Raw genomic sequence first — 14146 nt, 5'->3', positions numbered from 1 at the left:
TTAATAGGCTAAAGGTTTATTACCCATGTAAATTTTCATTTCCCCACCGGCTACAATGGTATGATGCGTAACAAATGATTTGGTATAAGGTTTATGGTTCAGTTCAATTTTACGGATATAGGGATTGTCCTTGCTATTCCCCATAACGGTGATGCGGAAGGTTTTATTTCCCGGCAATTTTATGGTCGCCTGATCAATCAAAGGAGAACCAAATACATATTCTCCGCTCGTGGGGTGAACAGGGTAAAAACCTAATGCAGAAAACACATACCAGGCACTCATTTCTCCAGCATCATCGTTGCCACATAAGCCATCCGGTTTGTCGGTATAAAATTGCTGATCTATTTGTCTAATGATTTCGGCAGTTTTCCAGGGTTGTCCAGCCATACTGTACAAATAGGGAATATGATGATTGGGTTCGTTACCATGTGCATACTGGCCAATCAGGCCCGAGATATCTGGGGAAGTCTCTGCATCCAACTTTGATGAAATGGTAAATAAAGAATCTAATTTGGTCAGGAAAGGCTGCGTACCGCCAAAGCAGTTAATTAATCCCTTCACATCCTGAGGTACCAACCAGGTGTACTGCCAGGCATTGCCTTCGCAGTAATCATTTTGCCTGTGCACTGCGTTATAAGGATTGAAAGGCGTTCGCCATGAGTCATCTGCCATTCGTCCACGGAAATGACCTGTACTTTTATCGAAATATTGTTGGTATAGCTTGCTCCTATCTGTAAAATATTTGAAGTCGTCCTTTTTCCCTAATGCTTTAGCCATCTGAGCAATGCTAGCGTCTGAAATTGCATATTCCATTGCTTTTGCAACAGATTCCTCTTCCCCATCGGCAGGAATAAATTTCAGTTTCTGTATATATTGAATGCCATTGGTATCTTGCATTGCTGATTGACGAATGGCTTTGTAGGCTAATTCAATATCATAATTTCTAAACCCTTTTAAATAGGCATCGACAATAACCGGTACGGCCGGATAACCGATCATACAATTGGTTTCATTGCCATGTAGGTGCCATACTGGTAATTTCCCTTGCTGCTGATAGATAGCCAGCATGGTGTTTACGATATCGTTTACACGTTCGGGTTGTAAAATGGTCATTAGCGGGTTGAGGCCTCGGTAAGTATCCCATAAAGAAAAGGTGGTATAATTGTTAAAGGTCGCATTTTTATAAACCTTTTTATCTGCACCACGGTAATCTCCATTCACGTCATTAAACAGGGAAGGCGCAATCATGGTATGGTATAAAGCGGTATAAAACTTTGTTTTTTGAATTGGGGAGGCCTCAATTCTTACGCTGGATAAAGCTTTTTCCCATTTGGCATCAGCTTGCTGAACTGCCGCATTAAAATCCCAACCTGGCAGCTCCGTTTTTAAATTGAGTAACGCATTGCTTGCACTTACTGGCGATATCGCAACTTTTACTTTTAGCTGTGCGTTTTTTTCTGCATCAAAAAACAACGCTGCCTTTATCTCTTTGCCAGTGGCCTGTGTACCTTGCTGCAATGCTGAAACATTGTAGAGTTCAGCTTTGGTTACAGGAACAGAAAGTTGAATGGCAAAATAAATACGCTGATCTACAGCCCAACCTTTTGAAAAGCGATAGCCCTCAAAGGTAGTGGCATTGATCTGCTTGAAATAGGTTTCCACAGGTTCGTCCCAGCCCATGCCAAACCCAAGGTCTACCAGCAAATGAGCATTGTCCTTTTTTTCATAAGTATATTGATGAAAGCCTACGCGTTCAGTAGCAGTTAACTGCGCCTTTACTTTGTACTTATCCAGGTAAACCTCATAATAACCGGGTTTGGCTACTTCCTTTTGCTTAGAAAAGAAAGAACCATAGCCACTTTCCATATCATTGAATTTAGCCCTTACTATCTGCGTTTTACCATTTGCAGGCAGTAACAAAATATCATTCAGATCACCTATACCGGTGCCACTTAAATGGGTATGTGTAAAGCCCAAAATTTCAGGGCTATCATAATTGTATCCGCTGCACCAATCCCAGCCATTAAATTTATCCCAGGTTTGCATGATTTGCGAAGGGCCTAGCTGTACTGCTCCATGAGGAACATTTGCGCCAACAAAAACATGGCCGTGTTTAGCTGAGCCAATAAAGGGATTGACATTGCCGGTAAGTTTACTTTTTATAGTCGTTTGTGCATTTAGAACGGAACTAAAGAAAACAATGGAGAAAACCCATAAAATAGTAGGTAGTCGCTTATAAAAAAAATGCATAACATTTAGGGTTAAAAGTTTAAATAAACCGGGGCCAGAATATTCCATCTGAATCCCGGCTTTATGATGAACAAGAATTTTATCTTTTCTTATTTATTTCCTTTTGTGTAAAAACGTAAACCTAATTCAAATGAGTTTCCTATAGTACCACCGCTAAAATTATCGCTCCCCGAATTGTAAGCGCCAGAAACCTGAAAGGCACCTAACACCTTAAAACCAATTCCGGCAGTTACGCTTTTATTGGAATGATATAACGCAAACAGGTTGATTGTATTTTGTACAAAATCAACATTTGCGCCAGCATCTATAATACTTTTTAAGCCTTTAAAACTGCGAAAAGCAATTTTAGGTTCTAAATTAATGGGATCTCCACCATCGGCAATGCTTATTTTATAAGCTGCCGAAGCAACAAAAGTACCCTGACTCAATATTGTTTTTTCTGTATCTCGCAATGTAGAAACAAAGTTTGGTGCTGTGGCTTGAAGCGTAAGCCTATCACGAAGGTAAGCTACACCAAAATCGGCCTCAAACTGCATTTTACGATCATTAAAATTGTAAAGGAACACGTCAGAAGGATCTCCGCTAATGTCATTTGCGTTAAACCTTTCCTTTACCCCACCAGCGGATACACCAAAATGCAGGCTCTGATTATCTTCGTTCAGTTTTACCTGGTAAGCATAAGTACCCATGATTCTGGTGGTGCTCAATGCGCCTATATTGTCCATTATTAAATTGACACCAAGTCCTACCGCATTACTCAATCCATAGTCAGCAGTTATGTATATGGTTTTGGCGCTGTTACTCACAGCAGTAGATTCCTTATTGTATGCCGTATTGATATTGAATTCTTTAGAATTTAACCCCGCCATTGCAGGGTTAAGCACATATTGATTTTGAAAATATCCTGTACCAAAATTTCCAGTCTGGGCATTAACGCCAATCGGCAAGCCAAAACCTATGGTCAACAGAAATAGTATGATTTGAATTTGCTTTCTCATTTCCATCTTTATTTAATGATCGTTAATACACCAGTCTGAGCTTTCCTACCATCATTTGTTTCTATCACATAATAATATCCACCTTGTGGTAAAACAACACCGTTATGTGTACCATCCCAATCGTTTCTATAGTTCCTTGTGGTAAACACCAGACGCCCTTGGCGATCCATCACCTTTACTTCATTATTTGGTATCTTTTCAATTCCCCATACCATCCAGGTATCGTTTTTACCATCCTGATTAGGTGTAAGGACATTAGATACCAGTAGCACCGAGTCTTTAGGAAGAACAGTAATGCTGGCTGTTGCGGTACAGCCCATTGGCGTAGTTGCAGTTAAGGTATAGGTGGTTTTCCGTTTAGGAATTACCGACAGCTTAATTCCATTACGACTACCAATAATCCCCTCAGCATCGGCCCATTGAAAACGGGTCTGATCAGGAAAATTAGTGATACCGGTAAAATTAACTACCGCATATCTCGCGACAGTATCGTTCTTTTGGTCGGAAATTACTTTTAGGGCTAATGTTGTAAACTTAATCTTTACCAGAAATTCAGTACTATCAGAAGCAAATCCATTGGTTCCGCCGTTATCTTTTACAGTAAGCATCACCAGTGCCGAATCACCCGGAACAGCGATCCCGGTTGTTGTCACGCTAAAATTAGCAATCCCACCTATGGTAGGGATTTCATCTTTCCCAAAAATTGTACTCGGCGCCACTACAGGATTAAATGAATACGATGAAAAGAATTTGACGCTTCGTTCATCTCCGGCTTTTATCCCCGTAACTTTTAGCTTTTGTGTACTTTCATTACCAGGTCCGGGCGAAATCGCGTTAATGGCCAGTTTAAATTCACCAGTTCCGGTACATATGCTCAGCGCCTCTGCATTTGGTCTTAAAGGAGCAGAGTTTGCACCCATCGTTAGTACTTTAAGTACATTAGAATAGACAGACTTGGTTTTTTCTTTGATTGCACTTATCCTATAATAATAGTTAGTTGCTGGCCATACCGAAGCATCAACAAAGGTGCTGGTGTTAGGGGCTAAAGTTTTAAGTTCTTCAAATAAGACATTATCCTGTGATCTTTCTAGTAGGAAACCCGTTTCATCTGTCGAACGATCAGTCCATTGTAATTTAATTTCTTTTTCGCCCACCGCAATCGCCATCAGGTAAGCCGGCGTTAAAGGCAGTCCATCCGTAGCCGTCGTTTTGCCCATGGCCACGTTAGACCAGGCCGATACTGCTGTAGGTCTATCACCTATTGCATTTAAACGATAATAATAATTGGCTCCATCATACAGATTACGGTCTATAAAACTCGTAGCTGTACTTTCCAGGGTATCAATGGCTTCAAAAAACAATCCATCTACTGAACGTTGCAAGATAAACCCTTTCACAGGTATCGTTTTATCCTGCGCCCAACTTAAGCTAATGGTATTAGTGCTACTTGCAGTAACGGCTAAATTAGTAGGAATATCCGGAGAGCCTGGGTCGAGGCCCAGAATCTGCCACTCTGCGATCTGGTATCTCACAATATCGGTAGAGTTGTTGTTCGATGTAAAAGCTATACGGTAAAATTTAAAAGCTTTAGTTCCAGGGTTCGCAATAGAATAACTGTAAGTTGTTATTCTTTCTGCTGCTGCTCCAAGCTGATTTGTGCGGGTATCCAGTACTGTCCAGGCGGCATTGTCATCCGAGCCTTCAAAACGCCAGTCTTTGGGGTCACGAGCAGGTGAATCATTAGCTGTGCTTAAAGTATAACCGGTTACAATATAAGCTCCCTTTGGTGCATATACTGCCGATAAACTTTGTCCTACCTGCGCATTGAATACCAGCCATTTGGTTGAAATATTGTTATCAATAAATTTTGAAGATCCCTCAGCTGCATTTGCTCCGCCACTATTATCCGCAGTAACTGTCAGCGCGCCCCCGTCATCGGTAATATCTGCAGGCAAGCCTTTAATACCATTGGTAGTTATCTTTACTGGAGTGGAATACGGTGACTTACCTATATAATTAAAAGCCCTTACCCGGTACCAGTAAGGAGTATTGGGTTTCAAAGATTCTTCTGTGTACGTAATAACCGCTTTATCAAACTTACCCATCAAGGTGAAGTTGGTTCCATCAGTCGATTTTTCCACTTCAAAGCCTCCCTTGGTATTAAAAGCAAGGTTCCATGATAAAACGGCCTGGGTCCCTGTAGGGGCAGTTGCCTGCATTACAGGAGCAGTTAAAAGCGCGTCATTTATCGTTGTTATTTTAATCGCATCAGAATAAGGCGAAGAAGAGATGTCATTTTTTCCAATCACACGATACCAATAACTGGTGTTGTGGGTTAGCGTTGTATCGGCAAAAGTATTTACAGCTTTATCCAGGGTTTTCAAAAGTGTAAAATCAGTCCCGTTTAGCGATCTTTCCAGCGTGAAGGTTCCCGGACCTCCCATAGGGAGGCTCCAGTTTAAATTAGCTGTTGTGCTGGTTGTTAAAGAGGCCGTACCGGTAAGTGTAGGTTTATTAACCAACTTATCATCGGTGGTGATCAATTCCTTTATTTCTGAATATGGGCCAAATACACTACCCTTTTTCACCCTAACCTTATAAAAATAAGTAGTATTTCTTTTCAGCGTATCCTCTTGCAACGACAATACCGATTGAGCGACTGTCTTGATCAAGGCAAGACTACTCCCCGGTGATGAACGTTGAATTTCATACTCTCCTGTGCCTCTTATTTCCTGAGTCCAACTCAGCATCCCCAGGTTTCCTGTTGCCCCAGGCGTTGTGGTTAGAATAGGCGCAAGAATTTCGGTACCAAAGCCCGATATTTCCGAAATCCTTATTGTTGTGGTGTTAAAGTTGGTAAATACATACTTGTAATAAGTATAACTATTGACATTGGTAAAAACGGAATTGATGGTTACCAGAGGTCCCGTTTTTGTATCCAATAAGGTCCAGGTGGTTCCATTCTGAGAGCCAAAAAAGGTAATATCCCTTGCCGAAAAAGTTGCAGTAGTAAAGTTGATGGTATAATCTTCTACTCTTTCGGGTTTAGCACAAACAATGGTGAGCTCTAAGGTACTAGAGGCAGGCCTGTTAAAAAAGGCTGTAGTTGTAGTGCTACCATCATTAAGGTTCGCAATTGCCCCAGAGCTGAGGGGTAAGGAGGCGGTGATCGTTGCATTCGCCGCCCTGAATACATTTCTTTGTGCCATCATTGCAGTAGTTTGCAAAAAGAGGCCTATAAAAATGCATATCCTTATGAATTTTGTATTCATAGTAATTAGTTTAAACTGTATAAAAACGTGTTTATATCTTTTAGTAAATGCGCGGTTATAGGTTTACATCATCACTTTCACGACGATCAACGCAACCTGGTATCTCTATTACATTTTGTTCTTTAACTCCTTTTACATAGCCTTTTAATATATCCAGGTAATTGTTTGGGAACATATTAAAATCGAACATCATAATACCTTTATAACCTTGTGCCATTAGCGACCGGAGTGTTGCTTCAGGGTATCCACCACCCGAAAAAGGTTTGGTACTAGGAAAAAGTCGCTCTATAGGAAATCCTGCTGATCCAGGTGAAGGCGTTTGCGGATAAAATGCAGAAGCACCTGCATCTGCAACATCCCCCATCCGTTTTCCTTTATAACTTGAAGCTGAAGCGCCACCAAAAATATAGCAGTGTACAAACTTATCAGGCAACAATCGTTTAATTTCCGAAACCACCATCACGAAAGATTCATTATTGGCCCATGATGGATTTTCTGAGTATTCATCATCAAAGTCTATTGCATCAAGTCCTAAGCGGCGTACCTCTATGGCTACGTGTTGTGCAAAATCTGTAGCCTCCTCCAGGTTTTTAAAATTTCTGAAACCTGCGTTGTCGTGGTTACCCAATAGTGTCATTCCCACTTTAATCCCCTTACTCTGCACATATCTGATATATCCTTTGTTAATCAATCCCTGTACTTGCTTGTTGTAGGTGATATATGCTTTCTTTGTTCCGGAGTTGATATTGATATTCGGTGCAAACACCCAAGCCAAGTCAATTACCGGCTTTCCTTCATCATTTAAAAAGCAGGTTACATTTTTAAAAGCCCTGTTATTTACTTCCACGTAAGCGATTAAAATGTTCTTTTTATTCATCAACGAATTAGGATCTACTTCATTGGGCTTGTCAATCTTTGCCCGGTCTATAGAATCCTTTTTTTGCTTCGCAATCTGCTCAATTCTCTCGGCTGTCCAAACATCTTGCTGGGTTTCCAACTGATCTTTGATTTCCGGAAAGGCCTGTTCTGTTTTTATTTTGCGGCAGGATGATACCATGATCATCAATAAAAAAGCCATTAGATATATATTTTTCATGATTAATATCATTTAAAAGTTCAAATCTTGTTATTTATCCCACCAAACCCTTTTAGTCAGATCCAGATCGTTACCACCCAAACGGCCTACAGCGTCATTATAATTCACAGAGTTGTAGGCAGCTTCTCTATTCGGATAATTCAGTCTGCGTGGTATCACACCATTTGTTCGGTTGCCCGGGTAGTTTACCGGTGTAAGTATTGGATAACCACTGCGGCGATAGTTGGCCCAGGTTTCCACAAAATCGAACAATGTAGCCACCCAATATTGCGAATTGATCATCTCCAAAGCCTTTGCCTGAGAACTTTCATCCAGTGGATGTGCATTGGCAAAAGTTTCCACTTCTCCACCCATAGTTAACATTCCATTTAACTGTTCTAATGATTTCATCGCAAACACAAGCCCATTTTTATAATGATCTTGTGCCGAAACCGTCCCAACATCCCAGCCTCTTACCTTAGCTTCGGCCAGCAACAATTCCGTTTCAGCATAAGTAATCACAAATGAAGGAAAGTTTGGCTGGGCAAATACCCGGGCTAAAGGTCTGGCATAATTACCCAGAGGAGAAACGTTGTCCTTAGTCCCTGTTGCACCAGGATAAGCAGCTGCAGTTTCTATGCTGCGCACACCATTTATATCATAACCATTCGGCATCCCCATAGGTACTTCATTAATTTTTCCCGGAGGGGCCGGATTTACTTTTGTATAACCAAGCGCAGGTCTGCTTAAATCATTGTTATACCTCATACCTGTGTCTGCTTTCTCGGTAATCAGGTAAAGCCTTGGGTCGTCGCTATTTTTCATGAAATCGATGAATGTTTTAGACCATCTTACCTGTCCAAAGGTAACTGCATCCCCAAACCAGGAGTTTGCAGATTTATTTTTACGCTCATCGGCGTTTCCATCAAATTTCAAAATGGCATTGTCTGTAAAATCCTTGAAGGTTTTATCTTTTGTCTTCTCCGCATACAGACGTGCTGTAGCCGGATCTGCCTTGGTTAGACGCATAGCCACTCTCAACATAAACGAATAGCTTAACCTTTTCCATTTCTCTGTATCGCCATCATAAAACATATCGCCAGCAACTTTATCTTTTTTTGGATCCAGTTTTTCCGCGGCATCCTCTAGTGTAGCCAGCATATCTTTGTAAATATCTGCCTGCAAATCATACTTTGGATACAGGGTGCCATTTTTCTGAAAATAGGGAATATCACCGTAAACATCTGTAATGCGTTGCATAGCCATCACACGCATAATGCGACTAACCTGGATCAGGTTAGCATATTTATCAGGATCCTTTTTTTCTGCAAGCGATTGAGCTTCGGCAAACAAGCCTGCTGCAGTTTGTCCATCATCAAAAAAGCGGTCGTTGTACGAAAACAGTTGTGAACTGTATTTATCTCCCGCACTGTATGAAGTCTGTATCGCGGTAGAAGCCAGTACCTGTACCATTGGCGCCAGTTCATACAATTGAAATTCTGTAATGTTCCCATAATTCAACTGTCCTGCCGTGAACAGATTATTGGGGTCCATATTGTCCTCATTGGCCTTCGTAGGATCACGGTTCAATTCCTGAAACCCTTTAGTACAACCAGTGGTTAGGACTGCCATCAGGCATAAATAAAAAATTATATTTTTCATCCTTTTATTTTTTAACTTTTAGCTACTAAACTATTTTAGCTTAATGTTTAAACTCAATCCATAATTACGTGTTTGTGGCAAGCCTGCACCTTCTAAACCTGCGTTTCCTGTTAATGATGAGAAGGTATCTTCAGGATCAAAATTTTCAGTATGCTTCATCAAAGTAAGCAGGTTACGCGCCGCAAAGCTGATGTTAACCGAAGCTAGTGGACTGTTTTTCAAGAAGCTTGATGGCAGATTATAACCCATAGTAATCTGACGGAGCTTAATAAAGCTACCATCAAACACAGTAACTGACGAAACGTTTCTTACCAGACCAGGATAATAATCTTGTGCACTTACCACCTTTGTATTCTCTTTTCCATCCTCTGTTACCCCTTTTACCACGATACCATTTTCTCTTCCTTCAAGGGTCTTTTTATTTAGTCCGTAATACATACTCAGGAAATCCGTTGCCGAAAGCACTTTATTTCCAAAACGGTAATCAATCAGGAAGGATAAATTAAAGGACTTATAAACGAAATTGTTATTTAAACCTCCGTAATATTTAGGCAGGCCTGAGCCCATAGGTTTTAAGTCAGTTCCCCTTAAAGGTATACCATCTGTATTACCAACGATGATATTGCCATTGGCATCATATTTATAATCATAAGTCATGATCTGGGCAAGTGGTAAACCGACTACACCAAATACACCTGCACCGTTAGCGTATGGCCCAACTGTTGGCCTATACTGTCCTTCATCTGCATTTTGGATTCTTGTAGTTATCCCATCGATGTTCAGGAGTTTATTGTTAACCAAGGTAAAGTTAAAGGAAACATCCCAGCTAAAATCACGCTGTTGTATAGGCATACCATTCAAGGTTAACTCCAATCCGCGGTTTTGTGTGGACCCCAGGGGAATATAAGTCGATCTATATCCTCCAGAGGCCAGACTGATTTGCTGTGAAACCAATTCATCCTTTGTTTTACGCGCAAAATAAGATGCTACCAATCCAAACCGCCCTTTCAGTCCTTTTAACTCTAAACCAGCTTCCAGCTCCTGCATGGTATATGGATTTAAGTCTTCAGGTAAAATTTCTAAGTTTAGATTTGCATAGGGTTTACCATCGGCTTCTCCGGAAACAGGCACATAGTATTTGGCATTTCTAAAAGGTAAAGCCTCGCCGCTTGTCTTGGCATAAGCCAACCTTAGCTTTCCAAAAGTTAGCGCAGGAATTTGAATCAGGTTTGTAAACACAAAACTAGCACTAACTGAGGGTGTAAATACCCCTTTAGTAGTGGTACTAAACCTATCATAACGACCTGTATTACTTAAGGTAAGGTAATTTTTATAGTTAAAATCTAATGTATAATAAGCCGAATTAGTTTGTGATCGGTTTGGCGATGGGTATAGTGCCAATAAAGTAGTTAAGTTAGAGGGCACATAGAAATCGGCACTTTTCCATTGAGAACCGGAGATACCTACCTTTTCATAATTAAATTTACGGATGTTTCCACCTACTGCCACATCCATACTTAAATCGGTCACGAGTTTTTTGCTATAACCAGCCAAAACATCTAAGTTCATCTCTGTGGTTGTCGCGTCAGAGAGATCTTCCAGTTTTCCTTTCGGATTATAACCAATTCCCAAAGGTTCTATCTTTAATGTATGGTCGGCGATATAATCATAGCCCATACGCGTCTGGATATACAATTCGCTGGTAAAATCGTAACGCAATGCGGTAGAAGAAATCAAACGTTTTCTACGCGTATTAGACGTTACTTTTTCTACCACAAACCATGGATTAGGAATATAACCACCGTTACCCAGGTGGTTTTCGAGATCTCCATCAGGATTATAAATTACTTTTAGATAATCAGGACTCACATTAGGAGGTAGCAATCCCATTGTAAAATTGGGGTTCCGACTCATGTCGCCCAGGTTAGGTCGCAGTTTTACATCTTCATTTAAAAAATTAACCATAGCGGTCAGCTTTAACTTACTGATGAGTTCCTGATTGATGTTCAGGTTTCCTGAATACCGTTTCAAACCGCTGTTCGGAATAACAGATTGGTTGTTTGTTTGTGAAAGCGACAACCGCATATTTCCTTTTTCTCCGCCATTTAAAAATGCCAGTGTGTTTGAGAATGCGGGTGCATCACGGTAAAATTTATCCAACTGGTTTTCTACTGGTAAATAAGGATGCATTTTTCCATCCTGTCCAAGCGCTAATTCTCCAGTCAGTTTTCCACCCCAACTATTTAAACTGGCCCCCACAAGGTCGGCACTAGTCAAGGGTATTTTTCCATCCAATCCCTGACCATAGGCTTTCTGATAGTTTGTATTATCAACAATGCTGTTTAGACTAAAGTTGCCACTGTATTCTACACCAATGCCCTTTTGTCCTTTGCCACTTTTGGTGGTAATCTGTATCACACCATTGGCGGCTCTGGCACCGTATAGTGCTGAAGCAGAAGATCCATTTAATACCGTTACGGTCTCAATATCGTCTGGATTGATACTCGAAATCCCATCCCCCATATCCTGACCGCCATACACCCCTGGAGAACCCTTTTGAGTATTATCCATCGGCACGCCATCAATCACAAATAAAGGGCTTGAAGAAGACGAAAAATTGGATACTCCTCTAATCAAAATTCTTGCGGATGAACCGGGCCCACTACTTACTCCACTTACATTTAATCCGGCTACTCTACCGGTTAAACTATTCGCCACGTTAGGTTCCTTAGCCTGGTTTAGCAGATCTCCTTTTACACTGGTTACTGCGTAACCAATCTTTTTACTGTCTTTACTAATCCCCAATGCAGTAACGACCACTTCCTTCAGTTGACCTAAATCTTCGAGCAATACAATATTAATGACCTTACGGTCGTTAACTTGCTCTTCAATTGATTTAAAGCCGATATAAGAAAACACCAATACAGCCTGTTGTTCGGTCTGCAGGACATAATTACCATTAGGATCTGTAATCACAACTTTACCTGTCGACTTAACTTTAACAGTTACGCCGGGTATTGGCAGTCCTTTCTCATCGGTTACTTTTCCTTTAATCTCTATTACATCTACAACGGGAAGCTTGGGCATTACCTCCTCTTTTTCCTGGACAATAATGGTTTTATTCTTAATGACAAAACTCAAATCCTGGTCTTCCAGCACCATATCCATCGCCTGTTCCAGGTCTACATCTTTAATATTAACACTTACTGGCTGTGTCTTTTTTAATAAAGCCTGATTCCATATAATGTTATAGCCTGTTTGCAGCCTGATTTTTTTAAATACCTTTTCAAGAGGAGTATTCTTTTCCTGAAGGGTAACTTTCTGTGCGCTTGCAGCAAATGAGAATTGCAGAAAAGCGGTGATCATTAAAACAAGGGTTAGTTTCATAATCAGCATTAATTTGGGTACATAGCCTTTCAGCCGATGCACAAAATGATCGTAAAAGTTCATACATTTGGTTAGGGTTAAACGATTGTCCCATAATTTTCAAGGATTGGAGGACAAACGTTAGTTGTTAAATAGACAATACTCTAATAACCGGGGTCGGCTGCGCAACATGCTGATTCCGGTTTTTTTTCTTAATTTTTTTTGCTGGGCTGGTTCCTTCGATTCATATGGTTTGATTTAGTTAATTTAAATTTGTTGATTGGTTAAATCGTTAATTGGCCAGGGGGCTTACGATTACCTTTTGTCCTTCTATTTTAAAGCTTATTTTTCCTGTCAGTGCTAATACGTCCAATACTTCCTTAATGTTCGTAAACTTAGACACACTTCCTCCAATTACTACTGCTGAAAAATCTCCTTTGTATGCCACATCTACATCGTACCATCTTGAGATTTCTTTCATCACCTCTGGCAATGGCTCATTGCTGAACATAAACTGACCATTTTTCCAGGCTATGGCTTCTTCGGTATCTACATTTTTTAACGTAAGACCTCCTGGGCTTAAGCTAGCCTGCTGACCTGGGATAAGATTTACAGGTTTAGCGTGACGATTGACAATTTGGCCCGACGATGAAACACGAACAGCACCTTCAAGCAACGTAGTTTTTGTTAAGATTTTATCACTATAGGCATTCACATTAAAATGTGTCCCCAACACCTCTACTTCCTGTCCTTTACTAGCTACAATGAAAGGCATTCTGGTTACTTTATCCTTGCGGTCTAATCCTTGCTCCTTCTGCATTACTTTCGCCACTTCAAAATATGCTTCTCCTGTCAGCTGCACTTTTCGTTGCTTTTTGTGCGCAAAGCTAACCGGGAACTTCAGTTTTGTTTCAGCGTTTAGCCAAACCCTTGAACCGTCAGGGAGATTGATCTGGTACTGTCCTCCCCTGGGCGTTTCAATGGTATTAAATTTATCCTCAGAACCGGCCAATTGTTTATCAGCTATGGTATAAATAAGTTGTCCATTCTTTGTTTTGGTAATGGTTATACCCGCCTGGCTAGCCAATTCTCCATTTGCGACATCATTCAATGAAATCCTTGAACCATCAGCAAGCGTCAAAAAAGCTTTGTTGCTACCCGGTTTGATATCCGCAGCTACAAGCCGATCAATTGATTTTTCTTTAACTGGACTTGCCTTAAAGAAATACAATGCTGTACCCAAAACCACAAGTACGGAGGCGGCAACAGCAATACGTGGCCATAATGAAACTTTAGCAGTTTTTAAGCGTTCTGTGCGGAAACCATGGGCGACCAGATTTTCTTCAACCGAACCCCAGAGCTGATCCAGGTTTTCATCTAAGTTTTCTATATCAAACGACGAAGATTTCTCCTGCGCATATTTTATATACCATGCATTCAGGAAAGCACTTTCTTCATCCGTCAGTGTTCCATTTTTATATTTTTCTACCAGTATAGAGATTTCCTTTTCCAACATGTAATGG

Annotated in this window: 7 protein-coding genes; all 7 read right to left on the bottom strand. The window is 40.7% G+C overall.

Annotated elements, in window-relative coordinates; genetic code table 11:
• Positions 1-2250: a GH92 family glycosyl hydrolase gene (locus EZ444_RS14680; protein WP_131609919.1), complete on the bottom strand. Its 2250-nt coding sequence runs from the start codon at positions 2248-2250 to the stop codon at positions 1-3.
• An 89-nt stretch (positions 2251-2339) separates the two neighbouring features.
• A complete protein-coding gene (locus EZ444_RS14675; protein WP_165503621.1) occupies positions 2340-3248 on the bottom strand; it encodes a PorP/SprF family type IX secretion system membrane protein in 909 nt (302 codons plus the stop codon).
• A gap of 8 nt (positions 3249-3256) precedes the next feature.
• Positions 3257-6520, bottom strand: coding sequence for a T9SS type B sorting domain-containing protein (locus tag EZ444_RS14670; RefSeq protein ID WP_131609917.1), 3264 nt, complete (start codon positions 6518-6520; stop codon positions 3257-3259).
• 55 nt (positions 6521-6575) lie between these two features.
• Positions 6576-7616: a glycoside hydrolase family 18 protein gene (locus EZ444_RS14665; RefSeq protein WP_165503620.1), complete on the bottom strand. Its 1041-nt coding sequence runs from the start codon at positions 7614-7616 to the stop codon at positions 6576-6578.
• Between the two features lie 30 nt (positions 7617-7646).
• A complete protein-coding gene (locus tag EZ444_RS14660; RefSeq protein WP_131609915.1) occupies positions 7647-9257 on the bottom strand; it encodes a SusD/RagB family nutrient-binding outer membrane lipoprotein in 1611 nt (536 codons plus the stop codon).
• A 30-nt stretch (positions 9258-9287) separates the two neighbouring features.
• On the bottom strand, positions 9288-12707 hold the full coding sequence (locus EZ444_RS14655; protein WP_131609914.1) for a SusC/RagA family TonB-linked outer membrane protein: 3420 nt from the start codon (positions 12705-12707) through the stop codon (positions 9288-9290).
• Between the two features lie 208 nt (positions 12708-12915).
• Entirely contained in the window at positions 12916-14139 is a 1224-nt protein-coding gene (locus EZ444_RS14650) for a FecR family protein (protein ID WP_131609913.1), read from the bottom strand.
• Positions 14140-14146: the final 7 nt, after the last annotated feature.

The organism is Pedobacter hiemivivus (genome assembly GCF_004331685.1).
In the GTDB taxonomy this organism is placed as follows: Bacteria; Bacteroidota; Bacteroidia; order Sphingobacteriales; family Sphingobacteriaceae; genus Pedobacter; species Pedobacter hiemivivus.
This window is presented reverse-complemented; position numbering and strand designations above follow the sequence as displayed.